The following is a 25,165-nucleotide window of genomic DNA, read 5'->3' on the forward strand; positions in this document are numbered from 1 at the left end:
AAGAAAGGTATTTTCATCTCGACTTTGTACACTTTTCGGATGCGAGTTTATGACAGAGGGAGTTTTTTAATCCGGTCCTCCGCAAGCGAAACGGCTGCGTTAAACGTCGTCATTTCATTCTTCTCTGCAATATGATAAATCGACTTGATAACATTGTAGATATTCTCAACTTTATTTCGAGCCACTGCCGGAATGTGCCCTTCCGGATGAAGATCAAATTCAGCATTGATCACACCACCGGCATTAATCACAAAATCAGGGGCATATAAAATATTTCGATCAAAGAGGGATTGCCCATCTTGCTCATTGAGTAATTGGTTGTTTGCTCCTCCTGCAATTGCCTTACACCGGAGGCGAGGGATCGTATCGGAATTGATAATTCCTCCTAATGCACACGGAGCGAGAATATCGCATTCAACGAATAAAATTTCATCTGTTGGAACAACCTTAGCACTTAACTTAAGTTTAGCCCACTCGGTTACTTCAGGATCGATGTCGGCGACAATCAATTGGGCCCCATGCCAGAATAAATGCTCAGCAAGCGCTTTGCCCACAGCTCCCAAGCCTTGAATAGCCACTGTCTTCCCTTCAACCGAATCATCCCCGAACAAGGTGTTGACTGTAGCTTGGATTCCTCTAAAAACACCCCAAGCCGTGTAAGGCGAAGGGTTTCCACTTCCTCGTGATCCGTCAACACCCACAACATGTTTTGTTTCCGTTTGGATGATCCCGACATCTTCAGATGTACAGCCGTAGTCTTCAGCACAAATATACTTGCCGTTAAGCGCCTCAACAAATCGCCCAAATGCTCTCATCATCTCTGGAGTTTTGTCTGTTTTAGAATTAGCAATAATCACACTTTTACCCCCCCCAAGACCGAGTCCTGCTAGGGCTGACTTATATGTCATCCCCTTTGACAAGCGTAGAACATCAAATAATGCGCTCTCAAAATTAGCATAGGGATAAATACGTGTCCCCCCCAAAGCGGGACCTAACTTCGTATTATGGATGGCTATAATTGCTTCCAATTTAGTCTCAGGGTCAAAGCACTTAACAACGCGCTCATATCCATCAACTTGCAGGTCTTCAATTAAAATTTGATGAGAAAGTGTTTCCATTATTGCCCTCAAAGTAATTACTTAAACTCAACTTTGTAACTTTTTGAACCCGAAGGTCCCAAAATATCTGCTTCCGGTTTAAACGATCTCCAAGGTCGACCTATAGTCAAAAGCCCAAGAGCCAGCAGGCCTTAAAAGGCGCAAAGTCGAGCCAAAGTTGGCCAACATAGTACCATATTTGACTGAGCAAATGCAATCCCAAATTTATACCGGGAGCAGTCTCTTATAGACATTAAATGACTCTTTAAGTAATATTTTCTTCTATTGAAACTCATGAAAAGGATTCACTGCAATGACAACACTTGTCATCACACCCTTTGTTAAAGATGAACTTAAAGCTTTTCTAAAAGAATCCCCCAAGAGCGACTTACTAACAGCATACCTCTTTTTCTTATCTAAGAAGCTAAGCATCAACCCCATCCTATTCGTTAAAGAAAAAACAATCTATCGCAGTGAAGACGAACTTATTAAACGCCTTGAAGAAGAAGGGAAGCTCTACCGAGAAACTGAGATTAAAATTCAGTTTAGTCAAGCTAGCGTCAATGAAGAGACTAAAAAAATTTATATCTGCCCTTATTCCGGCAAAGCTTTTGGCGATAATACTTACGCCAACCCCCTTGATGCAATTTATGACTGGGTTTCAAAATGCCCTGAAAATACGGAAAGAGTTGGTGGATTAAAGGCAAAAAAATTCTTTGTTTCAGAAGATGTGGAAGTCATTAAAAATTACATTCAAAAGAGAAAAGAACCGATTAAAAAAATCGTTTTCTCTTCAGTGGCAACCGGTAAATTATACAACAGCAAAAAAGCTGTGATTGATAATTTTAAAAAGAGCTATTTCAAACCAATCCCATTAATTGAAGTCCCACACCAAAATCGCTACCAAATAGAAGACCACCTTCTTCAATTCATCCAAAATGAAATCGAAGAGTCTAAAATTTCTGCATTTGTCGAAGCCGTATCAGAAATTAAAGAACTCGCTCCTTACGCCACACAATGGATTGAAACCTAGGGCGTATCCCTAAAGTTAGTGAAAAGGCTTTTGATGCATTTTTTTGGCTTTGCCCCTTATTTATTAGAGGTGTGAATAACATTGTCTTCTCATACTTTACTTCAAGTTTGTTCTGAAGCTGAAATGATCGAGCTGGGACAAAGAATTGCAACTCAATTATCTGAAGGGATCATCTGTTTTGAAGGAGATCTAGGGGCGGGCAAAACCACCTTTATTAAAGGGTTTTTATCTCAACACCTCAATCTTCCTAAAGCTAAGATCACCAGCCCAACCTTTAACATCATTAATTTTTATGATGATATTCTCCACTTTGATTGTTACCGACTGCAAGATGCAAGAGAATTTTTAGCCCGTGGATTAGACGATCATTTATTGGACGCGAGAATTGCCCTAATTGAATGGCCAAGCAAAATCAAATCTATCATCCCCCCTAATGCCGTTTGGATCACGATTTCGATCCTATCCCATACATCAAGAGAGGTGCGTATTCATGGGCTATAATTTTAAAAAGGCCATTTTTTATAAATGCCTTGGAACACATCATGACTTAGAAACATTAAAGCTCCCCCACTCCATTAAATTACAAGGAGCCATTGTGGGTCGCTCAAATGTGGGAAAATCGTCCCTTATCAATCACTTCCTACAAAACAAGCAACTCGCCAAAGTCTCTTCAACACCGGGTAAAACCCAAACCATCAATGCCTACCTTATTGATAACGACCTTATTTTAATGGATCTTCCGGGATATGGCTTTGCCAAGAGAGCAAAAAACGCACAACAACAATGGAGCTCATTAATTCAAAAATATTTTGATCTGATGAGACCCCATTTTATCTTTATTTTATTGGATATTCGGATTCCTCCTACGGAAGACGATTTTACGATGATCCGTTGGGCGCAATCATTTAATATCCCCATCATTGTCATTCTCACTAAAGCTGATAAAATTGCCCCTTCAAAATTAAAGTCAATTGAAATGGAGCTCATAGAAATGATTCAAAACGAAACAAACCTTTCTTCCTTTTCTCATCTATGCTACTCTATTAAGCAACCTAAAGCACGACAACAACTTATTGCCTTAATCAATCAATTTGAATGACTAAACTAGAAAACGCCACATTTGTTTGCATTGACTGTGAATCAACAGGACTCGATCCAAAAAAGGATGAGATCATTGAAATTGCAATTATCGAATTCCAACTATCCCAACATTTAAACCAGTTTGAATCTTTAGTTTGTCCTCCTTGTGAAATCCCACAGGATTCGATTGAGATTCACCATATCACACAAGACATGGTTCAAGGGAAACCCCCAATCAAAGACGTTTTACCTCACGTTTTAAAAATTGCTGCCCAACATATTATCGTAGGACACAATATTCAATTTGATATTGATTTAATTTGTGAAGGCGCTAAAAAAAGTGCAATCCCATGTAAACTCTACGAAAACCAGACCATTGATACACTTCGCCTTGCTCGACTCTATGGTGGTGCAACAACAAATTCACTTGAAAGTCTACGACAACACTTTAATATTCCTCCGGAAGATGCTCATCGAGCAATGAGCGATGTCCTTGTCAATATCGAAGTCTTTAAAAGACTCATTACAAAATTCAAAACCGTCCACCAAATCATAGAAAAACTGAAATACCCCATCCAATTAAAGGCGATGCCCTTAGGAAAACATAAAGGAAGACCCTTTAAAGATATCCCTGTGGAATATTTGAGTTGGGCTGCTAGACAAAATTTCGATCAAGATCTACTGTATTCTATTAAAACCGAATTAAAAAATAGAAAAAAGAGGGATCGATTTGAACAAGCCGGCAATCCTTTCTCTTCTCTTTAATCTCACTTTTATTCACTTAATTTTTGCAGAAAATTTTGAGTATAAAACCTACTCAACTGATCAACCCAAGCAATTCATTCATCATTTCAAAGTTAACCCCAAACGTCTTAAAATTGAACTGATCAACGGTACAGACTCCTGCTTAGGACTGGAAACCGTTTCATCTATTGCCAAAAGGCACAATGCGATTTTAGCAGTGAACGGGGGATACTTCCAAGGAGTGCCCCTTCTCGGAGTCCCTGACGGTCCATTTAAAATCAACAACTTGATCTGTGGTTATAAATCCGGAGAATGCGGAGCGCTTGGATGGAATCAGCGAGGGAAAACTGCCCATATTGATCGAGTCAAAATGAAAGTTGCTCTTCATGCTTATGGCCGCACGCTCCCCGTTGATGCGATTAACCGTAAGCTACATCCCGGTCATGCTGTCATTTACACCTCCAATTTTAATCGAACAACAATGACTCTGCATGGCACTAAAGAACACCTCATTAAAAATCATATTTTTCACTATCTACTCGATAAAAATGGCAATCACACCATTCCGGAGGATGGGTTTATCTACGCAATCGATGCTGCATCCAAACTGCTCATTCCAGCCTTTCTCAATCAACGGCAGGCAATGATTCACACTCAAATTGACCCCGTTTTAAACCCCGACAGGCGACAACAATGGCAATCATTTGACAACATCGTCAACGGAGTTCTTATTTTATCAAATGGGACTCTCATCAAAGACTATGAAAAAGAAAATGTAAGCACCGTCATTACAAAACAAAAGCATGCCAGAACAGCTATTGGCATTGACTCTCAGAATTGGTGGCATATCGTGATTGTCGAAGCACATCATCAAGGACGCATTGGGATGACAATGGATGAATTGGGAATTCTAATGCAACATATCGGATGTCGTTTTGCCATCTGTTTAGATGGTGGTGGTTCTTCATCATTCTCCTATCAAGGTAAAACCCATCAATTTATTGGCCATAAAAATCATTCCTTCATGCAAAATAATGTTTACTATCACCCGGATGGCGGAGAACGCCCTGTCGGGAACGCCATTATCGTTAAAGCAAAATAAGAGGACCCTGATCATGCAAAAATTATCCGTGCAAGAACTTGATCTTAAAGGGAAGCGCGTACTAATCCGTACCGATTTCAATGTCCCACTCAATCCAGACCAATCCATTGCTGATGATACGCGCATTCGCTCTTCGCTCCCCACAATTGAATACGTCATCAAACAAGGAGGAAAAGCAATTATTTTGTCTCATATGGGGCGTCCCAAAAAACGAGACCCTCATTTATCTCTTTCTATTTGCGCAAAGCGTCTATCTGAACTTCTTCAAAAGCCCGTTGCCTTTGCACCTGATTGTATTGGGGATGAAGTTAAATCAATGATTGCAGCAATAAGCGACGGTGATATTATCGTATTAGAAAACCTCCGTTTTCATGAAGCAGAATGTTCGCCTGAACAGGACCCCTCTTTTGCGCTTCAACTATCACAACTCGGTGATTGCTACGTGGATGATGCCTTTGCATGCGCACATCGTTATCACTCTTCCATCACTGAAATTACAAAGTTTTTCCCGGATCTGAGCGCATCGGGGTTTTTGCTTGAAAGAGAATCCACCATGCTCTCTTCGATTTTTAACTTTCCTAAAAAACCTTTTTTTGCCATCTGCGGAGGATCCAAAGTTACCTCAAAAATCAAGGTCCTTTTAAAACTCACGCAGGACGTAGATGCCCTTTTTATTGGCGGAGCTATGGCCTTTGCTTTTTTGAAAGCAAAGGGAATTGATATTGGAGCATCAATCATTGATGCAGATAGCGTAGAGGCAGCAAAATTGATTATCGATGAGTGTAAAAATAAAAATATTAGTTTATTTTTACCTGAAGACATCGTTGTCGCCGACCGTATCGCAGATGATGTGCAGCCCCTAATTGTCGCCTCGAATGATGATTTTCCTAAAGATATGAAGGGAGTTGATATTGGCCCGAAAACGGTTGAAAAATGGAAAAGTCATTTTTCAACCGCTGCTGTTATTTTTTGGAATGGGCCCATGGGAATTTTTGAAATCGAACCTTTTGCAAAAGGAACATACGCCATTGCACAAGCTTTAGCCGACCTTTCCTGCACTACAATTGTTGGCGGCGGAGACTCTATATCCGCAATTAAAACCTTAAATATAGTGGATCGCTTCACTCATGTTTCAACAGGCGGAGGCGCGACGCTAGAATACATTGAAAGCGGTTTTCTTCCCGGAGTGGAAGCATTGACCAATCGATAAATCTTTTAAAGAGCCCTTAAAACTCATAAGCGCCTAATAATAAGTTATTTGCTATTTTATAATTATTTCTTTTATTGAATTTTTAGTCGATTTCACTATAATAGTTGCTTGCAGGTAGATATTTTATCTGTTAGGATTTAGAATAACTAATGCGGTGCAAAACTGCAAATATGAGGAATGCTTGAATAAACCGAGTATTCGGTGGAAGGAGAGGCGTAGTCCTTTCCAAAATTTCTTCAATCAAGGTCTAATCGCTTTTCGCGAAACAGACAGTCAGATTCTTACAGTCTCAAATAATTCACCCCCAATTCAAGCCCTCTTTCATCAAAATTTAAGTTATAACCAATATTCTATTTTTCAATCTTCAAGTGTACTAGTACCCAACCAAGGTTTATTCAATGAATAACGAAGCCACAGGCGAAAAATTTGGAAAATTGAGATCCTTATTTTGGCCTATCTATCGATTTGAATTAAAAAAATTCATTCCGATGCTTCTCATCTATTCACTTATCGTATTTAACTACTGCCTTTTGAAATCAGCAAAAGACCCCCTTGTTACAACAGCACGCGATTCAGGTGCTGAAGTGCTCCCCTTCATTAAATTGTGGGGAATTCTACCTATGGCCCTTATTCTAACTTTTTTATTTACACGCCTTTCCAATCGATTCAATCGTGAAAAAGTTTTTTATATCATGATGGGTATCTTTCTTGGATTTTTTGCCCTCTTTTCTTTTGTCCTCTATCCACTAAGAGAATACCTACACCCCCATGCCTTTGCTGATTGGATGCAAAACCACCTACCTATTGGGGCAAAGGGACTTGTCTCCGTATTCCGAAATTGGTCATTTACCCTATTCTATGTGATGTCTGAGCTATGGGGAACAACGATTATGACAGTCCTTTTTTGGGGCTTTGCCAACGAAGTCTCATCCATAAATGATGCGAAACGCTTTTATGCCATATTAGGTGTAGGCGCTAATATCGCAACGATTGTTGCAGGCCAGTTCTCTATCCTTATTTCAAAACAATTTGTAAAAATTAATTTGTTTTATGGGGATTTATGGCAACAATCTTTGGGAATTACAACGATTATCGTGATCTGCGCGGGCGCGATCACTCTAGGAATCTATTATTGGATGAATCGACATGTATTTAAATCATGCCCGGAGGGATTCGATGAGATAAAGTACAGTAAGCCTAAAGAGAAAATGAGTTTGAGAAAGAGTTTTGCAACACTCGGTCAATCAAAATATTTACTTTATATAGGCCTCATCGTTCTCACATATAATATCGCTCTCAATATGGTCGAAATCGTCTGGAAAGATCGCATTCGAGAACTCTATCCCGATCCTAATGACTCTTTTGCCTATTATGGCCAAGTGATGGTTTGGATTGGTATTGTATCGACATTTACCGCTTTATTTGTCACAGGAAATGTGATCCGCCGTTTTGGCTGGACGATTAGCGCGCTAGTCACTCCGATCATATTATTTATCACCGGGATTCTATTCTTTTCTTTCCTTCTATTTAAAAACTATGGTCTTGGATCCATTGCGATCATACTAGGCTCAACCCCCCTTGTACTTAGCGTTTTCTTCGGTTCAATACAGAATGTTCTATCCCGTACATGCAAGTTTACTTTTTTTGATGCGACAAAAGAGATGTCTTTTATCCCTCTTGATCCTGAAGCAAAATTAAAAGGAAAAGCTGCGATTGACGGAGTCGGTTCTCGTTTAGGAAAATCAGGGGGATCTGCTGTCCACCAACTGCTTCTCATTATCTTTGGGTCCGTCTCTGCCTCTACACCTTATATCGCAGCCATCCTATTTGCCGTTGTGATTGTTTGGATGTTCTCAGTGAAATCGCTTGGCCGCCTTTTTGCTATCGAATCACATGAGAGCGACCCAACTCAAGAGCCCATTCAAGTCGGTAATCTTGAGTCCACTTCAAACCAACAAGCGTTGAGTTAAATGATAGGATAAAATTGGTCTATGCTAGATACCGTTCTACAGTTTATTTCGGATCACCAAGTCCATGCCCCTTGGATTGTATTTACCGCTTTAATCCTGGCGGGTATTAATGTTCCTATTAGTATAGATATCGTATTGGTCTTTTGTGCATTTTTAGCAGCCTCTGTGATGCCCCATTCTATGTGGCCCCTTTATTTCAGCATTCTTATCGGCTGCTCGATCTCAGGCTGGATTGCCTATTCTTTAGGACGTTTTTTTGGTAGACGATTGCTTTCCACTAAACTCATGTCTAAAATGCTTCCCCCGTCTAAAATTGACAAAGTCGAAACCTACTATCAAAAATATGGAATTGCGACATTAATTATAGGGCGATTCATCCCTTTCGGAGTAAGAAACTGTATTTTTGTCTCTACAGGGTTAAGCAAAATGAATTTTTTTAAATTTGCCCTCATCGATTTTATTGCTTGCAGCGCTTGGTCTTCAATCATGTTTTTTTCTTTTTATCATTTGGGAAAAAATTTTGAGGTATTAAAACAACACTTGAAAGTATTTAATATTGTGGTATTTTTGGCTTTCAGTGTGACGGTAATTACCGTTATCTGGTATAAGTACAGAAAAAAAAGAGCATGAATCTATTTTCCTAATGAGCTTTTCCTAATAAAAAGGGAAAATTCAAATGTTCATATTTTAGCAGTAGGCGATCATAATTTTTTGTAAAAATACACACCTAAGCCTAAAAAATTAATATTTGAATCACAAATACGCTATGATTAGACAGATAGGTTCATCTATGCAAAATAAATAAGGCTTTTATTTTCATGCGAATCTTCTTATATGCTCTCACTTGTTCGCGAGCTCCATTAGCTTTTTTATTTTTGCTTGATAATACGGCCATTCGTCTCTCAGCCGTCATTTTAGCCATGCTAACTGATTCTATTGACGGTTGGCTAGCTAGACGCTACCGCTACACTTCTCGATTTGGAGCTGTTCTTGATCCGGTCATGGATAAATTCTTCATTTATTTTATCCTAACCATTCTCTGGTTAGAGCACAGTATTGCCACATGGTGTGCGCTGGCTATGATCTCACGTGATTTTTCTCTAGTGATCTTTGCAATTTACTTAATCGCTACAAGACAATTAAAGGCATGCGATTTTCGAGCCATTATTTGGGGAAAAGTGAGCACAGCTCTGCAATTTGCAACGACTATTTGTATTTTAATCGGATGGAAAATCCCTAATAACTTCTATTTTGTCTTTATATTCCTATCGATCTTTGCTTTAATCGAGCTATTTTGGCTCCACTGCAAACGCTCTCATCGTAAAACGATACAAATTGATGAGACAAAATCAAATTAACTCTATACAAACTAAATGTCATTCAGCTATTCTCAGCACAAGCGACTAACAAAAAGCTCGGTGTTTTTCTATGCAATTTGAAAGAGAATCTATTTTTATTTCAGCCATCCGTTCCTTTACAAAAGTCTTTTTTGGATTCATTGGATTCATGCTCGGCATCGTGGTTTTTTTCTTTATTTTTGGGATGATGGGGTCTTCTTATATCATGCCTAAAACCACCATTTTTGTTGCCCCCAATGCCAATGGTGTGACCCAAATTGCCTCAGATAAATCGCCACTGATTTTGAAAATTAATATTGAAGGCGTTATTGGCAGCCCTAAACTCAATGCATTAACAATAGAAAAAACGCTTTCAACAATACGTTCTAATCCCGTGTATAAAAGCAGAATTAAAGGTTTAATGCTTTATATCAATTCGCCCGGAGGAGCAGCTAATGACAGTGAAGAAATTTACTTTATGCTAAAGCGCTTTAAGGAAGAATTTAAAATTCCAATTTACGCTTATGTCAATGGATTTTGTGCATCCGGAGCAATGTATATTGCTTGTGCTGCCGATCAAATTTATTCAAATACTTCATCAGTCATTGGATCTGTAGGTGTCGTATGGGGCCCATTCTTCAATTTTAGCAAACTCATGGAAAAAGTAGGCATTGGTTCTCTTACGGTATCGGATGGAACGGGTAAAGACACCCTAAATCCGTTTAGACCCTGGAAACCCGGAGAAGCTGAAGAACTCGATGCCATCGTCGGCGATAGTTACGATCATTTTGTTGCGATTGTTGCTGAAAACCGCCCCAAATTGACTGTTGACAAATTAAAAAATGAATTCGGCGCCAAAATATTTTCATCTAGCCAGGCTGAAGAATACGGATATATCGATCAGTCCACGGCACAATATGCTTCAACCTTACTTGCCCTCTTAAAAGAGGCCAATGTCGATGAACAAAAGTCATATCAGGTTCTTGAAATACGGCCCGCTCCTTCAATCCTCCTAGATGTCTTTGATCAAAAAGCTCATCTGTTAACAAAATTATTTAAAGGAAGCTTGATGAGCGATATTGAGATGAAGCACCAACTCTCCGATCGTCTTCTCTTTCTATATCACCCCTAATCTAAAGAAATGACTAGTATTAAACTCTTCCGGCTTGATAAAATAGAAGCATAATCTCGGCTTTGTACATTTTTCGGACGCAAGTTTTGCAAGATTTTGACCTACAATCGCGCCGAAAAATGTACAAAGTCGAGACAATCAATCATATAGCGTCTTATCTTCCTGCTGTTCATCTATAGGTTATTAGTGTCAGAAAACCCATCACTTTATTTACTCGATGCCGCCAATTTTCTTTTCCGCTCTTTTTATGCCATTCGCGGGATGACAAATCAACAGGGGTTCCCAACTAATGCCATATATGGGTTTATTCGCAGCATAGAAAAAATTATTAAAGATTTTCACCCTGATTATTTAGCCGTAATTTTTGATGGACCCGATAATAAAGCGTCAAGAACTGCCATCTATGCAGATTATAAAAGCCATCGGCAAGGGATGCCTGATGAGTTGGCAACTCAACTCGATAAAACCTATGAATTTTGTCGCCTATACGGATTGCCTTTGATTCAAATCCCCGGGGTCGAGGCGGATGATGTCATTGGCAGCATTGTTCACTGGGCAAAAGATCACGACATTAGGACCTATATCTGTTCTTCAGATAAAGATTTATGCCAGTTGGTCTCACCAAAATGCCAAATGATCAATGTGAACAAAGATAATCTTTTAGTAGATGAAGCTAAGGTCAAGGAATTATTTGGTGTTCGTCCCGATCAAATCATTGATCTCTTGGCCATTATGGGAGATACGTCAGATAATATTCCCGGCATCTCGGGATTTGGCCCCAAAACCGCACTAAAATTACTCGATCAATTTGGCACCCTTGATCATCTTTTAGAGCATCTCGATGAGCTGGAAAATCCCAAGCAACGCGATAAAATCAGTGCTGAAAAGGAAATTGCCCTTCTTTCGCAAAAACTGGCAACCATTCAAATGGATGTTGAAGTCCCTACCCAAATTGAAGAGTATGCCCCTCGAGAAAAGGACATTCAAGGTCTACAACAGTTTTATCGCGAATTAAATTTTACCTCGCTTCTCAAATCATTAGACACCTTTATATCTAATCCTTCTTCTCCTAAAAAAAATCAAACCCCATCAACAAATCATTTAATTAATGATTTAGATTCATTACAGCACGTACTGGAAAAACTAAAAAAAGCTCCTATCATTTGTATTGATACGGAAACAACCTCTCTAGATAAAATGCAAGCTCAGCTTGTCGGCGTTGGGCTTGCAATCGATGCGCAAGAGACTTTTTATCTCCCTTTTAACGGTGCAATACCACGCGACTACCTGATGAGTGCACTTAAGGCGTTGTGTCAAAGTGATGACCATGCCTTCTTTGGACATAATATCAAATATGATCTGCATGTATTAGCCAATCATGATATTTTCGTAAGACATGTCTGTTTCGATACAATGATTGCATCGTATTTAATTCACCCTGAAAAGAATCAACATGGACTTGATCATATCGTTGAAGCCATCTTCGGAGTCACTAAACAATCCTATAAGGAATTAATGACAGTTGATAAAAAGCAAATTCCAATCGGCGATGTTCCTCTTCATGAAGTCTGCCAATATTGTTGTGCGGATGTCCATTTTACTTATCTTCTCAAAGAGCATTTTTGCCCCCTCATCGATGAACTTCAACTATCAAAAACATTTTATGAGATAGAAATGCCCCTTGTTCCCATTTTATTTATGATGGAGAGGAAAGGGGTTTTTGTAGATGAACCCTTATTAAAACAAATGTCTATCTCACTTTCCAGCGACTTAAAACATCTTGAAGAGACAATTTATCAACTTGCAGGACAAGAGTTTAATATTAAGTCTCCTAAACAACTTTCCCATCTTCTTTTTGAAGAGTTAAAAATTCCTCCTTTTCAAAAGAAAAAAGCAACCGGATATTCTACTTCAATTGATGTTTTAGAAAAACTTGTGACAGTCCACCCTATCATTCAAAAAATTATTGATTTTCGCATGCTGGAAAAATTGAGATCAACGTATGTCGATGCTCTGCCCGAGCAAATCAATCCACACACGCATCGAATCCACTGTAGCTTTAATCAAACGGGCACGGCAACAGGACGTCTGGCAAGCCAAGACCCCAATTTGCAAAATATTCCGATCCGCACCGAAATAGGGAAACAAATTCGAACGGCTTTTCGCCCAAAGTCTGCATCTCAGTCCTTCTTATCTGCAGATTATTCACAAATAGAATTGCGAATCGTGGCACACTTGAGTGAAGATCCACAATTAATCCATGCATTTAAGCATTCCGCTGACGTTCATACTGCAACAGCGGCCCTTATTTTCAATGTCTCGGAAGCTGAAGTAACCAAAGAAATGCGCCATCAAGCCAAAGCCGTCAATTTTGGAATTATTTATGGCCAACAAGCTTTTGGACTGTCAAAAGAACTTGGAATTGACATGCGCGATGCAGCTCAGTTTATTAAAACATATTTTAAACGCTATCCTAGAGTAGAAGAGTTTTTGGAGAAGGCCAAAAACGACGCTAAAGAGGCCGGAGCTGCGATCACGATTACAGGAAGAAGACGACCCCTTCCGGAACTCAACAGTCAAAATGCTTTTATTAAAGCACAAGGAGAGCGCTTTGCAGTCAATTCCCCCATTCAAGGGACTCAAGCCGACCTAATTAAAATGGCAATGATTAAAATTGATCAAAAAATGGCACAAAAAGCCTTGCAAAGCGAGCTCATTCTTCAGATTCACGATGAACTCATTTTTGAATGTCCCGATTATGAATTAGAAGAAATGACTCAACTTGTTACAGAGACAATGGAAAACATCTATCCTCTACTGGTCCCTCTCAAAGTTGACATTACCATAGGAAAAAATTGGGGCGAATGTTAGAATGAAGAAAATAGCAATCACAGGCGGCTTATCTTCCGGTAAGAGTAGTGTTTGTCAGATATTACAGTCATTAGGGGCTTATATCATTAGCTCTGATGAAGTCGTCCTTCAACTCTTTTCTATTCCAGAAAACATCTTCCGCATTTCTGAAATATGTGGAGCCCATGTATTGGTTAATGGAAAAGTCGATCGACAAAAAGTTGCAAGTCTTGTTTTTAATGAACCTGAAAAACTGAGAGACTTAGAAAAACTGCTTCACCCTCAAGCCCTTGATGCGATAATAAAGAAGTATAAGGAGATTTCAGTAGAAACTAAAGCTCGTGCGTTTGTCGTTGAAGTCCCATTATTATTTGAGGCAGGATGGCAATCCTTTTTTGATCTAACCATTCTCATTGCCTCAAGCCTAGATCAAGCAAAATCTAGATATCTCAAGCAAGGGCATTCAGAAAATGATTTTAATCAAAGAACGGCAAGGCTGTGGACAGATGAGCTGAGGCGAAAACATGCTGATATCGTGATCGAAAATGAGGGAACCTTGGAAGATCTCGAACGCAAGATCTCTGAAAATGTAAGCGTTATTTTTTAATTTAAACTGAATGATATCCGAACTGGAATCTTTTAAAATAAGTATGTATTTAAATGAGGGATACCAAACTCATGTCTGAAGAACATAAACAACCAGAAAATCAACCTATGAATAAAATATTAACTCCACCTTCGAAAACCGTTTCTGAAACGAAGAAGAATCTCAAACCAAGAGAATCCCACCAACATCGACACCAACGGGAAAAAGCGCCTGAGATTTCAGAACATCAACAAGAGCAAGATGCAGCTGCTTCAGTCCTCCCCCCTCCCGTAATGAAAGAACCTGTAGAACCTACGATTACAAAAATAGCCGATCTTCAAAGAATGAATATCGATCAGCTTTCTAAATTTGCTCGCAATATGGGACTTCAACACATTTCCAATATGACGAAATCCCAAATTGTCTATGAAATTGTCAGAGCGAAGTCAAATCGCCCGAATGAAATTCTCGCCGCAGAAGGAACACTTGAAATTCTACCCGATGGATTTGGATTTCTACGGTCTCCCAACTACAATTATATTACGTCCGCAGAAGATATCTATGTATCTCCTGCACAAATTCGACGCTTTGATCTCAAAAAGGGAGATCACGTCTACGGAACAATCCGATCTCCAAAGGAAAAAGAAAAGTATTTTGCCCTCCTTAAAGTTGATCGAATTAATGGAAAAGATCCTGAACATGTCAAAGATCGCATCTTATTTGAGAACTTAACTCCCCTTCATCCTGATCAGCGATTAATGATGGAAACAGATCCTAAAATACTATCAACTAGAGTTTTAGATCTATCTGCTCCTATTGGTAAGGGGCAAAGAGCACTGATCGTAGCACCGCCTAAATCAGGGAAAACGGTTCTTCTACAAAATATTGCCAATGCTATAGCGAAAAATCATCCCGAAGTAACCCTGATTGTTCTATTAATTGATGAGCGTCCTGAGGAACTTACCGATATGCAGCGAATGGTTAAAGGTGAAGTCGTTTCCTCCACTTTCGATGAACCTCCGGAACGACACGTTCAAGTTTCTGAGATGGCCATTGAAAAAGCAAAGCGACTTGTTGAATATGGACAAGATGTTGTGATCCTGCTCGATTCATTAACACGTTTAGCAAGAGCTTATAACACAGTTCAACCTCACTCAGGTAAAATCTTAACAGGGGGCGTTGATGCTAATTCACTCCACAAACCCAAGAGATTTTTTGGAGCTGCTCGTAATATTGAAAACGGTGGATCATTGACAATTATTGCAACGGCATTAATTGAGACTGGATCTAAGATGGACGAAGTGATATATGAAGAGTTTAAGGGGACGGGAAATATGGAACTCGTTCTAGATAGACGGCTTGCAGATCGCAGGGTTTATCCTGCTATCGATTTGATCAAGAGTGGAACAAGAAAAGAAGAGCTCTTATACCATCCGGGAGAACTCGGGAAAATCTATCTACTCAGACAGGCACTGGCCGATCTATCCCCTTTAGATGCAATGAACTTATTGCTTGCAAGATTGAGAAAAACTCAAAGTAATGCTGAGTTTTTGCTCTCAATGAAAGATTAGTTGTTAGTTTATTATTTAAACTGATATGAATGAAGCAGCTAGAAGCCAACTTTTAGGTTTATTTATATTTGCCCCTAAATGATTTGCAATCAGATAGGGGCTGCTCAATAAAAAATGATAAATCGGTTCGAGCGCAATGTCCTCAAACAAGCAGAAATCTTCGCCGGAAATGATTTTGATGATCACGTTATCAGGTGGAGGAGGACATGTTCAGGCTACTAAGGCTAAGTATAAGCAAATCAAAGAGCTACAACCAAATACTCGATTTTTATTTTGCGATATTCTCATTGATACCTTTGGACAAAAAATTGGAAAATTTTTTCTATGGCAATGGAATTCTGCACAAGAAAATGGAGATGTCCATTACCAAGAATGGCTCCGAATTACAGGTCTTCCTATAGCCGAAAAACTATTCTGGATTCCAATCTTTTTTAAAATCCTCTATACTCTCATTCGCAATCCAATTACAAAAATCATTGACACTCAAATACTTGGCACTTCCGCTGTTGTTAAAGCCCTCACATTTATTTCATTTTTTACAAAACGAAAAATTGCTTTCGAAAAAATTATTACCGAACTCCCTTCCGAACATGTCAAGCATTTTACCCAACCGATTAAAAATCTCTCAAAAAAAGAAAAACAATATATCAAGGTGTCTTGCTTTTTCTCGAGTCTTGTTGCCGAAGATAAACAGGAATTTTTTTGGCAAACACTGTGTGGTATTTCCTCAACGGATATCCTCATTGATACCCCCCCTCTACGCCCCTATTTTTTAAAACTAATGGGGAAAGAAAGAACCCAAGAACCTCTCAATATCCGTATATTCACCCACTCCAAAGAAGAATTAAGACTAATTGAAAAAACGGCAAGCAAGGGGTGCTTCAATCTAATCGATGAAAGCCCTTATTTATCAATTACCATTGAACCTAAAGATTTTGTGTCCATTATTATGCTGGGTTCAAGACCCCATGAAAAAGCGACGCTCAATTATGTCTCCAATTACATTGAGATATGCAAAAACGCCAAAGATAAAAATCGCCGTGATTTGTTATTTGTTTTTTGCCGTAATTATGATGAAAAACCTCATTCACTTTTTAAAAGGGTTGAAAATCTCATCGCTTTCGAACACGATTATCCCGAAACATTAACTGTCATTCCAATGCCCTTTCAAGATGATGAAGTCATTGCCCCCCTATTCTTTAGATCCGATATGACATTTACCCGCGCCGGTGGAATTACCGCGATGGAACTTTTATCTGTCTGCCGGGGAAATATCTGGATTCATACTGAAAATCTCGATCGATTTTCACATAAACATAGCGCAGGCATGCCTATTTGGGAAGAAGGGAATGCAGCCTACCTTATGCAAAGAAAAGGAGCCCGCTTTATCACCCCCGATACCTTTTTCCAAACCTGCAAAGAATTTTTTTCCACAGATGAGAGAGAAAATAAAGACAATAGTCGGGAAAAAGAATCAAATCATTTCTATTATTGACTATCTCATCAATGCATTTAGAAAATCATTCCAATCTTGATTATCCGATGCCTTTTTTAACTCGTCATAATTCACACCAATAAATTCTGCAAATCCTTCTAATTGGTCTTGAAGCTCTCCCCTTTCAAACTGTTTTTGTAATCCGGATGAAATCTCTTTTTGCATATTCAAAGTCCATTTGAAGTAACTTCCTTTGATTTTCTTCATTGAATCTCTGAGATTGGAATTTGAAAAGATGTAAGCAAGAAATTGTAATGTGGGAACATGTTTAATATTATCCCCTCTCTTTTTCAAATCTGAAACATGCCATAATAACTTTGAATCGCTCTTGGTTCCCATTTGCGTAATAATATGAGAAATATCACGTTTTTTATCTTCTGCAAGACTGAGCTGAAATGAATTTTTTACTAAAACAAATTGAGAATCTACAGCTGAATACGTTTCTTTTTTGAAATCAGTGATCGGAGAGGCAAATTGAAACCCGCGATTTTCAAGTTCAGATGACAAATTAGCTATTTTTTTAAATGGTCTTCGTTTTCTAAATCTCGCTTCGGGATTTGTCGCAGCAGTTTCTTGCTTTTGCTCAACACAGATACGCATTTTTTGTACTACGGGATTGCTCGAAATATACTCGCAAAAGTGACGATAATTAATATCATCTAAGGCGACAATAACAGAACTTGCATCATCTGTTTTTTGACTCTTATCAAATTGACCCTCATAAAAGTGTCTTGTAATGCTTTTACTACGAACAAAATCATTAGGCGAGAGTAATTTAGTATTCAAATTAAAAAACGTATCGAAAAATACGGGCGCATGATGTGAAATATGAGCCTCTTCAATTTTTACCTCAAATTTTGAAACGAGCGGTTGTTTATTCAAACTAAGATCTTTTAAAGGAAATCCATGGACATTGACATCAAGGAATGCAATTTTTTTCCCTATTTTTTCATAACATTGAAAAATAACTGCATTACAAAACAGATCGGTAATTGCAATGAGTTGAGTGAGATCTTTTTTTTCCCCTGCCAGTTCATATTCATAGGTGAATTTAATCAACTTAGCAGAAACTGAGGCTTGTATGAATAGGCATTGAGCAATAACTATAATAAGTATTTTTTTTAATTTCATTGTTTTAGACCCCTATTAAAAATTTGAATTATTCACAAAAATAATATCTATTTCAAGCATTTAGTAGCTATTTTTTGAAGAAAATCAGGGCGATCCTATCCAAATAAACTGATCTGTTATAGGATAACGGAAAATTAATCTAGTTTTCCGGATTGAAAAAATATGCCCGAGCATTATCGTACTGCCGTTTCGATTGTACAAAAACTCCACAACCAAGGTTTTACAACCTATTTTGCCGGCGGTTGGGTCAGAGATCACCTCCTCAATTTTCTTTCTGATGATATAGATATTGTAACGGATGCTAGTGTCGATGAATTGCGCGTCTTATTTGAAAAAACAATTCCGGTTGGTGAACAATTTGGGATCGTCATTGTCCTTGAGAATGGCTACCGCTATGAAATCGCTACTTTTCGAAAAGAAACGGGATATGAAGATGGAAGACGCCCTACTCAAGTAACAAGTGCAACGCCTGAAGAAGATGCAGGGCGACGAGACTTTACAATTAATGGGATGTTTTTTGATCCTCTTTCAGGAGAAATTTATGATTATATCGAGGGCAAAAAAGATATTGAAGCAAAAATCATTCGAGCTATTGGCGATCCGCATATGCGTTTTAAAGAAGATCGCCTCCGCATGTTGAGAGCCATTCGCTATAGCTGCCGTTTCGGTTTTAAAATAGAAGAGAATACTTACCAGGCTATCATTGCTCATCACAAAGAATTATTCCCGGCTGTTGCCATTGAACGTGTCTGGCAAGAATTCACTAAAATGGCCGCATTTCCTCATCTTGATCAAGCCCTGATGATGTTGTATGAAACAGGCCTATTATCCGTTATTTTCCCTTCTTTAACTGCCATTTCAAAAACAGAGCTCCTTCAGTCCATTGAAGGGATTGAAAATTTACCTATGACAACCAGTGCAATTGCAAAAATTATTCTCCTTTTTACCCATATGTCTCAGCAGCAACTCGAAGAGCAGTTAAAGCAATTAAAACTCTCAAATAAAGAAGTCACTTATGGGCTATATTTCGCCAAGCTAAAACAAATTTTTGAACAGGCCCCCCCTCTTACCCGCTCAGAACTCGTCTATTTATATGCAGATGTTCATTTTGAACTATGTTTTGAAATTTTAAAGTGCCTTCCTATCCCTGAAGCAACGATCGCCAAACATACGCACCAACACATTAAACTCTTCCCTCATGTCGAGAGAGTTATCCATCATCGACCCATTATTACGGCTGAATTGTTAATGGCGGCCGGCCTTCCTCCAGGGAAAGAACTGGGTGACTTATTAAAAAAAGCAGAAAGTATCTCTATAGAGGAAGATCTGCTTGATCAAGATGCGATTCTCGATCGCATTCTCCCTCCAAATCATCGAAAGCAATAATCACATACATTTGATGACTAATAAGGCGATATCATCAGCCTGCTCTTCCCCTTCAGAAAAGGCAATGCAGCTTTGATAGATTTGTTCTGCTATATCTTTAGGTTGTATTAACGAAATCTGTTGTACCGTAGAGACTAACTGTTCAATGCCATAAAGTTTTTCATTTTTGTTCCTAGATTCGATCACACCATCTGTATAGAGAATGAGAAGATCACCGGAATTTAAATAAATTTCTTTAATTTCAATTTCATTTGCCTCTATAGCCCCAAAAGCGATCCCCTTTGTCGATAACAGTTCAATTTCACCTGAAGCTCTTTTCAAAATCGCCGGAGGATGACCTGCTGATGTGTAATGCAATAGGCCCTGTTCCCTATCAAATATCGCAAGCCAACTCGTGACAAAAACTCCGTTCTCCTCCGTGTCCTTATAAAACATTCTATTGGTATTAAGAACAATTTCTTGAAGCGATGCTCTAGAATCACTATATGCGCGGATCAAACTTCTAAGATTCAATGCATATAAACATGCCATAACCCCTTTTCCCGCCGTATCGGCAATGAAAATTAAATCCCGGCATCGATCATCCTGAGCAATAAAATCATAGCAGTCACCACCGACTTGCTTCGCGGATATAAACTTACCCGCTATTTCAAGAGATTGAGATCTTTCAAACTGAGTCGGTAAAAGGGAATGCTGCACTTGTTGTCCCAACTCTAACTCTTTGGCTAAAACGTTTTCTTGAATTTTAGCTATTTCAACTTCCTTCATCACTGATTTGAGTCTTAAAATGGTTTGATTGAATGCATCTCCAATCATATTAATCTCAAATCCCAGTTTCATTTTACGGTATTGATAATCTAAATCTCCCTGGGCGACATGAGAAAAACACTGTTGAAGCTGGTGAATCGGTTCTGAAAATTTACGCAATAATAGAAATAAGCCCAGTCCACCAATCATCAAAATTAAACCTAGGACAATGACAATTTCCCATACGAGTTTTTGAATGGGTGAATAGAGCACTTGTTTTGGAATCGCCGTCATGAGTTTCAAATCGGATTTAGGAATTGGTTTAAGAACTGCAAAAAAAGTGAATTGGTTCCATTGAAATGAATACGCTTCATTATCCGCTATTCGGATTGGCTTTAAGACAATCGTATTTTGATGAGGGTAATCGAAAGACTCAATGACAATTGGTAAACCTTGTATATTCACACGACTACTCGCAGCAATGTACCCATTGGAACTAATCAGCGAGACATCCATTTCACTCCATTCTGATAAACTAAAAATCGATGAGATCAGCTTTTCAAACCGCACTTCAAACATCAAAATTGCCTGATTATCATCTTTTAGGGGTTGGGATAAAAATAGTACCGATTGTTCATTGAGATTTGATCCAATAAAAAAAGACTCTTTATGCCTTGAGAGATCATGCCTTTTTATGAAAGCGGACATATCTTGGCCGACTAATGTCGGATCCGATGCATGACTAATCGAAAAATGCCCATCAGGATCTGTAGAGCGGATCAAATAAACAGAATAGATAAAATCTTCAGCAGCAAAATCATTAAGAATTTTTTGAATATTCTCATCATCTAATTGCACGGTTGAAATCAATTCTCCTAAAGATTTCATAGCTGCAAATTGAACATCAATTACTTGAAGAAAAAGATGGATTTTCTCTTCCGTAACACTTGTCACTGCTTGATAAATACCTTGGGCTCTCTTTTCATAATCAATGCGCGTAATCAATAAACTATAAATGACGAGAGGAAGAATAAGACAAATGCATGTAATATAAAAAACACGCATTATGAGTCGTGATGAAAACTTTTTAAACTTTAAAAAGTCTTTTTTGTTAGAATTACTATTCATATACTACGATTGCCTGAGCCTTTTTTCTATGCATACACCATTCATTTCCAGTCTGCAACATCCAATTGTTAAACATTTATACAAACTCAAAAATGACCGCGACTACCGCAGAGAATTTGGCTATCTCGTGATGACCGGGGATCGTGTTATTCATGAGTTAAATAAATATTTTAAAATCAAAACACTGCTCATTAAAAAAGGGACTGAATCTCAATATCAAAATTTGGCCGCTTCCTCGATATACAGTGTGACAGAAGAAATTCTGAAAAAAATTGCCGGAACGATTGCCCCCCAAAATGTACTTGCTGAAATCAAAATGCCCTCCTTGCATTCTCAAATTAAATACGAACCCCTCCTCATTTTAGATGGGGTCAGTGATCCCGGAAATACGGGAACTTTGCTTCGATCTGCGTTGGCTTTTGATTTTAAACAGGTGGCCTTTATGCCACACTCTTGTGACCCCTACAACGAAAAGGCCTTAAGAAGCGCGCGAGGTGCGACATTTTTTCTTGATTTGATTGAAATGAATCAAGACAAAATCATCGATCAACTTAAAGAGCTCGATCTTCCCTTATACCGAGCAGATATTAATGGCCAATATTTAGATCAACTTGCATTATCAACACAACCTTGCGCGCTCATATTAGGTCACGAATCTCACGGAGTTTCTAATACTTTTTGTAAAAATTCAAAGACAATGACCATTCGAATGAATACTCTAGTTGATTCTCTCAATGTTGGCGTTGCAGGAAGCGTATTAATGTATGAAATATCACAAGCGATGAGACAATGATGAACGACACCGATGATTTCCTCGATTTTGAAGAAGCCTATCATTCAAAGGACAAAAAACATTCGAGAAAAGAGCGCAATATAGCAAAACAAAAAGATCGCTCAAAATATAAAAAAACAGATCAAGATAAAAAACCATCTCGAGATGACACATTGAAAAATGATGAACATCTCGGGCGTGTTTTACAAGTCTTACCGGAACATAGTGCTCTTATTGAATCCGATCACATATCCTATACCTGCTCTTTTAAAGGCTCAATGCGTTTTGAGAAAAATGCAATGCGCAATATCATTGCTGTCGGTGATTTAGTTCATTTTATCAAAGAATCCCAAACCGATGGATTAATCACTCACGTCCGCACACGACATTCCATCCTCACACGTATCGAATCTAAACAAACTCAACGGCAACAAATTTTAGCTGCTAATGTTGATCAAGTATTAATTACCGTTTCTGTCATCCAACCTAGACTAAAACCTCATCTCATTGATCGTTATATTATTGCTTGTAAATCGGGAAATATGGTCCCCATTATTTTATTAAATAAAGTTGATCTATTAATAGATCCCCCCTCTTCTATTTCTGACAAAGAAGTGACTGAATCGCAAGAGCTTTTTGAAGAAATCGAAGAACTCTACAGCCGTTTAGGGTATTTGACATTGCCCATTAGTGCCGTGAGCGGGAGAGGTCTCCACGAATTAAAGACGATCATGCATAACAAAATATCTGTCTTCTCAGGTCAATCCGGAGTCGGTAAAACAACCTTAATTAATGCCATTTCCGGAAAAGATTTTAAAACAAGCGATGTGATGATTCATAGCCAAAAGGGAATGCACACAACAACCTCTGCCTTATTATTTGCGATTGAGCCCAACACATATTGTGTCGATACCCCGGGGATCAAAAGTTTTGGAATGGGGATAATCCCACAGGAAGTTCTGCGCTCGTATTTTGAAGAAATTACCGCCTATAGTGAGAATTGTAAATTTGCCAGTTGTACCCACATTCATGAACCATCTTGCGCGGTTAAGGAAGCGGTAGAAACAGGAGAAATATCCCATTTGCGTTATCTCTCCTATTGCAATCTCCTTTCTGAAGGCTAATTTTCATTTCATTTCGATATACTATTGCTTATATTTCTATCATTGAGCTCATAATAGGAAAAAAAGGGAGTTACTTATGTCTGAGATCAGTCATGTTCACGCAAGAGAAATTCTTGATTCAAGAGGAAACCCCACAGTTCAAGTTGAAGTCATTTTGCAGGATGGCTCCATGGGAGTTGCTAAAGTTCCTTCAGGAGCTTCCACCGGGGAACACGAATCACTTGAACTTCGAGATCAGGATAAAAAAAGATACAATGGGAAAGGTGTCTTAAAGGCTGTTAATAATGTCAATCAACTTCTTGCTCCACTTTTAATGGGCCGGTGCGTTCTCGATCAAATTGAATTAGATCACCTCATGATTGCTGCAGATGGAACTCCTAATAAGTCTAAATTCGGTGCCAATGCGATCTTAGGTTGTTCACTTGCAATCGCACGCGCTGCAAGCAATTTCCTTAATATTCCCCTTTACCGCTATCTTGGGGGAGTCGATGCAAGACAGATGCCCATCCCAATGATGAATATTTTAAATGGTGGCGTTCATGCTGAAAATACCATTGATTTTCAAGAATTCATGATCCGACCAATTGGAGCAGAAAATTTTTCTGAGGCCCTGCGGATGGGAGTTGAAATTTTTCATGCCCTCAAAAAATGTCTGTCCGATGCCCATCACTTTACAGGTGTTGGCGATGAAGGCGGATTTGCCCCGATGCTTTCTTCTCATGAAGAAGCGATTGAATTCATTTTAAAAGCCATCGAGCTTGCCGGTTATCAACCTAAAGAACACGTAACAATTGCCCTGGATTGTGCTGCTTCCTATATGTTTGATAAAGAGCGCAATGCATATATTGACAAAAAGCTTTCACTTGAAGGGAAAAATTTTGAAACACGAACGGCTCTTCAACAAATTGGCTACCTAGAAACCCTCTGTAAGAAATTCCCAATCGACTCAATTGAAGATGGCCTAGATGAAAATGATTGGAGTGGATGGGCAAAAATGACTGAAATACTCGGGGATAAAATTCAAATTGTCGGGGATGATATATTTGTGACAAACCCCCAATTCTTACAAAAAGGAATTGAGCAAAAAACTGCCAATGCAATTCTCATCAAACTCAATCAAATAGGGACCTTAACAGAAACCCTAGACACGATCAGACTTGCTCAAAAACACGGTTATTTTACTGTGATTTCTCACCGATCAGGAGAAACTGAAGACACTTTCATTGCCGATCTTGCTGTTGCAACCCATGCCGGTCAAATTAAAACGGGTTCATTATGTCGTTCAGAGCGGATTGCAAAATATAATCGCTTACTTGAAATCGAAGATGAGTTGAAAAAAAGCGCGATCTATTGAAATTAAAACCGTAATCACTGTATTTCGAAGAAAAAGCCGAATACATTGTGATCATATCGATTTTGCATTCGGTGTTAACCTCAATGAGTTATACCGAAATGAGTTATACCGAAATGAGTTGAAGAATTGGGGTTTTAGCAAAGATCAGCGCTTCGAATTTTTATCAGGCTTTAGCCGGCTTAATTTTTTGATCCTATTGAAGATAGGTCAAAAAATTAAGGGTGAAAAGTCGAAGATGCCGGCGAAGATAAAAACCAATTCTTCAATTTATCTCGGTATATATATGCAAAAATTAACCATTGTTCTTTTTGGCGAA

General features: G+C 38.6%; 21 protein-coding genes. 18 read left to right on the top strand and 3 right to left on the bottom strand.

Going from position 1 to position 25,165, the window contains the following annotated elements; translation table 11 throughout:
* Window positions 1-47: 47 nt before the first annotated feature.
* Window positions 48-1,118 (bottom strand): leucine dehydrogenase, encoded by a 1,071-nt coding sequence (locus K9M07_03495; protein ID MCF7852289.1) that lies wholly within the window; start codon window positions 1,116-1,118, stop codon window positions 48-50.
* Between the two features lie 292 nt (window positions 1,119-1,410).
* On the opposite strand from K9M07_03495, the gene K9M07_03500 reads away from it, so the two are divergent.
* The 14 genes from K9M07_03500 (at window position 1,411) to K9M07_03565 (ending at window position 17,207) form a co-directional block, all read left to right on the top strand.
* Window positions 1,411-2,130, top strand: coding sequence for a DUF2709 domain-containing protein (locus K9M07_03500; protein MCF7852290.1), 720 nt, complete (start codon window positions 1,411-1,413; stop codon window positions 2,128-2,130).
* Window positions 2,131-2,211: 81 nt separating this feature from the next.
* Window positions 2,212-2,631, top strand: coding sequence for a tRNA (adenosine(37)-N6)-threonylcarbamoyltransferase complex ATPase subunit type 1 TsaE (tsaE, locus tag K9M07_03505; protein ID MCF7852291.1), 420 nt, complete (start codon window positions 2,212-2,214; stop codon window positions 2,629-2,631).
* A complete protein-coding gene (gene yihA / locus K9M07_03510; protein ID MCF7852292.1) occupies window positions 2,621-3,229 on the top strand; it encodes a ribosome biogenesis GTP-binding protein YihA/YsxC in 609 nt (202 codons plus the stop codon). Before tsaE ends, yihA begins: the two co-directional genes overlap by 11 nt.
* Complete coding sequence (locus tag K9M07_03515; protein ID MCF7852293.1) at window positions 3,226-3,975, top strand: DUF3820 family protein; 750 nt, start codon at window positions 3,226-3,228, stop codon at window positions 3,973-3,975. Before yihA ends, K9M07_03515 begins: the two co-directional genes overlap by 4 nt.
* The gene (locus tag K9M07_03520; GenBank protein MCF7852294.1) at window positions 3,941-5,056 is read left to right on the top strand and encodes a phosphodiester glycosidase family protein; all 1,116 of its coding nucleotides are present in this window, start codon (window positions 3,941-3,943) and stop codon (window positions 5,054-5,056) included. The genes K9M07_03515 and K9M07_03520 overlap by 35 nt, the downstream gene beginning before the upstream one ends.
* 13 nt (window positions 5,057-5,069) lie before the next feature.
* Window positions 5,070-6,266 (top strand): phosphoglycerate kinase, encoded by a 1,197-nt coding sequence (locus K9M07_03525; protein ID MCF7852295.1) that lies wholly within the window; start codon window positions 5,070-5,072, stop codon window positions 6,264-6,266.
* Window positions 6,267-6,664: 398 nt separating this feature from the next.
* Window positions 6,665-8,236, top strand: coding sequence for an NTP/NDP exchange transporter (locus tag K9M07_03530; protein MCF7852296.1), 1,572 nt, complete (start codon window positions 6,665-6,667; stop codon window positions 8,234-8,236).
* 21 nt (window positions 8,237-8,257) lie between these two features.
* Window positions 8,258-8,866 (top strand): DedA family protein, encoded by a 609-nt coding sequence (locus tag K9M07_03535; protein MCF7852297.1) that lies wholly within the window; start codon window positions 8,258-8,260, stop codon window positions 8,864-8,866.
* 188 nt (window positions 8,867-9,054) lie between these two features.
* The gene (locus K9M07_03540) at window positions 9,055-9,594 is read left to right on the top strand and encodes a CDP-alcohol phosphatidyltransferase family protein (GenBank protein ID MCF7852298.1); all 540 of its coding nucleotides are present in this window, start codon (window positions 9,055-9,057) and stop codon (window positions 9,592-9,594) included.
* Window positions 9,595-9,664: 70 nt separating this feature from the next.
* Complete coding sequence (locus tag K9M07_03545; protein MCF7852299.1) at window positions 9,665-10,705, top strand: S49 family peptidase; 1,041 nt, start codon at window positions 9,665-9,667, stop codon at window positions 10,703-10,705.
* A gap of 186 nt (window positions 10,706-10,891) precedes the next feature.
* The gene (gene polA / locus K9M07_03550) at window positions 10,892-13,576 is read left to right on the top strand and encodes a DNA polymerase I (GenBank protein MCF7852300.1); all 2,685 of its coding nucleotides are present in this window, start codon (window positions 10,892-10,894) and stop codon (window positions 13,574-13,576) included.
* 1 nt (window position 13,577) lies between these two features.
* Window positions 13,578-14,162 (top strand): dephospho-CoA kinase, encoded by a 585-nt coding sequence (gene coaE, locus K9M07_03555; GenBank protein ID MCF7852301.1) that lies wholly within the window; start codon window positions 13,578-13,580, stop codon window positions 14,160-14,162.
* Between the two features lie 272 nt (window positions 14,163-14,434).
* Window positions 14,435-15,712 carry a transcription termination factor Rho gene (gene rho / locus K9M07_03560; protein ID MCF7852302.1) on the top strand — a complete coding sequence of 426 codons (1,278 nt, stop codon included), beginning with the start codon at window positions 14,435-14,437 and terminating at the stop codon, window positions 15,710-15,712.
* Window positions 15,713-15,890: 178 nt separating this feature from the next.
* Entirely contained in the window at window positions 15,891-17,207 is a 1,317-nt protein-coding gene (locus K9M07_03565) for a hypothetical protein (protein MCF7852303.1), read from the top strand.
* On the opposite strand, the gene K9M07_03570 is transcribed toward K9M07_03565, so the two are convergent.
* Window positions 17,208-18,338 (bottom strand): hypothetical protein, encoded by a 1,131-nt coding sequence (locus K9M07_03570; protein MCF7852304.1) that lies wholly within the window; start codon window positions 18,336-18,338, stop codon window positions 17,208-17,210. It abuts the gene before it with no gap.
* Window positions 18,339-18,500: 162 nt separating this feature from the next.
* Between K9M07_03570 and K9M07_03575 the strand changes: the two genes are divergently transcribed.
* Window positions 18,501-19,724, top strand: coding sequence for a CCA tRNA nucleotidyltransferase (locus K9M07_03575; GenBank protein ID MCF7852305.1), 1,224 nt, complete (start codon window positions 18,501-18,503; stop codon window positions 19,722-19,724).
* Here the strand turns inward: K9M07_03575 and K9M07_03580 are convergent, their stop codons facing one another.
* Window positions 19,725-21,599 (bottom strand): PP2C family protein-serine/threonine phosphatase, encoded by a 1,875-nt coding sequence (locus tag K9M07_03580; GenBank protein MCF7852306.1) that lies wholly within the window; start codon window positions 21,597-21,599, stop codon window positions 19,725-19,727.
* A 28-nt stretch (window positions 21,600-21,627) separates the two neighbouring features.
* Here K9M07_03580 and K9M07_03585 point away from each other — a divergent pair, with 28 nt between their 5' ends.
* From K9M07_03585 to eno, 3 genes are all read left to right on the top strand, one after another.
* Entirely contained in the window at window positions 21,628-22,392 is a 765-nt protein-coding gene (locus tag K9M07_03585; protein ID MCF7852307.1) for an RNA methyltransferase, read from the top strand.
* Window positions 22,389-23,495, top strand: a complete 1,107-nt coding sequence (gene rsgA / locus K9M07_03590; GenBank protein ID MCF7852308.1) for a ribosome small subunit-dependent GTPase A — start codon at window positions 22,389-22,391, stop codon at window positions 23,493-23,495. Before K9M07_03585 ends, rsgA begins: the two co-directional genes overlap by 4 nt.
* Before the next feature lie 76 nt (window positions 23,496-23,571).
* Window positions 23,572-24,849 (top strand): phosphopyruvate hydratase, encoded by a 1,278-nt coding sequence (eno, locus tag K9M07_03595; protein MCF7852309.1) that lies wholly within the window; start codon window positions 23,572-23,574, stop codon window positions 24,847-24,849.
* Window positions 24,850-25,165: the final 316 nt, after the last annotated feature.

This window comes from Simkaniaceae bacterium, from assembly GCA_021734805.1.
Taxonomy (GTDB): domain Bacteria; phylum Chlamydiota; class Chlamydiia; order Chlamydiales; family JACRBE01; genus Amphritriteisimkania.

Bases quoted from the DNA above. Each gene is read 5' to 3' on its own strand.
- rho (MCF7852302.1), top strand. From the start codon at position 14,435: ATGAAAGAACCTGTAGAACCTACGATTACAAAAATAGCCGATCTTCAA.
- K9M07_03515 (MCF7852293.1), top strand. From the start codon at position 3,226: ATGACTAAACTAGAAAACGCCACATTTGTTTGCATTGACTGTGAATCA.
- K9M07_03495 (MCF7852289.1), bottom strand. From the start codon at position 1,118: ATGGAAACACTTTCTCATCAAATTTTAATTGAAGACCTGCAAGTTGAT.
- K9M07_03500 (MCF7852290.1), top strand. From the start codon at position 1,411: ATGACAACACTTGTCATCACACCCTTTGTTAAAGATGAACTTAAAGCT.
- eno (MCF7852309.1), top strand. From the start codon at position 23,572: ATGTCTGAGATCAGTCATGTTCACGCAAGAGAAATTCTTGATTCAAGA.
- K9M07_03585 (MCF7852307.1), top strand. From the start codon at position 21,628: ATGCATACACCATTCATTTCCAGTCTGCAACATCCAATTGTTAAACAT.
- K9M07_03570 (MCF7852304.1), bottom strand. From the start codon at position 18,338: ATGAAATTAAAAAAAATACTTATTATAGTTATTGCTCAATGCCTATTC.
- yihA (MCF7852292.1), top strand. From the start codon at position 2,621: ATGGGCTATAATTTTAAAAAGGCCATTTTTTATAAATGCCTTGGAACA.
- K9M07_03580 (MCF7852306.1), bottom strand. From the start codon at position 21,599: ATGAATAGTAATTCTAACAAAAAAGACTTTTTAAAGTTTAAAAAGTTT.
- coaE (MCF7852301.1), top strand. From the start codon at position 13,578: ATGAAGAAAATAGCAATCACAGGCGGCTTATCTTCCGGTAAGAGTAGT.
- K9M07_03545 (MCF7852299.1), top strand. From the start codon at position 9,665: ATGCAATTTGAAAGAGAATCTATTTTTATTTCAGCCATCCGTTCCTTT.
- K9M07_03565 (MCF7852303.1), top strand. From the start codon at position 15,891: ATGATCACGTTATCAGGTGGAGGAGGACATGTTCAGGCTACTAAGGCT.
- K9M07_03540 (MCF7852298.1), top strand. From the start codon at position 9,055: ATGCGAATCTTCTTATATGCTCTCACTTGTTCGCGAGCTCCATTAGCT.
- K9M07_03530 (MCF7852296.1), top strand. From the start codon at position 6,665: ATGAATAACGAAGCCACAGGCGAAAAATTTGGAAAATTGAGATCCTTA.
- rsgA (MCF7852308.1), top strand. From the start codon at position 22,389: ATGATGAACGACACCGATGATTTCCTCGATTTTGAAGAAGCCTATCAT.
- K9M07_03525 (MCF7852295.1), top strand. From the start codon at position 5,070: ATGCAAAAATTATCCGTGCAAGAACTTGATCTTAAAGGGAAGCGCGTA.
- K9M07_03535 (MCF7852297.1), top strand. From the start codon at position 8,258: ATGCTAGATACCGTTCTACAGTTTATTTCGGATCACCAAGTCCATGCC.
- K9M07_03575 (MCF7852305.1), top strand. From the start codon at position 18,501: ATGCCCGAGCATTATCGTACTGCCGTTTCGATTGTACAAAAACTCCAC.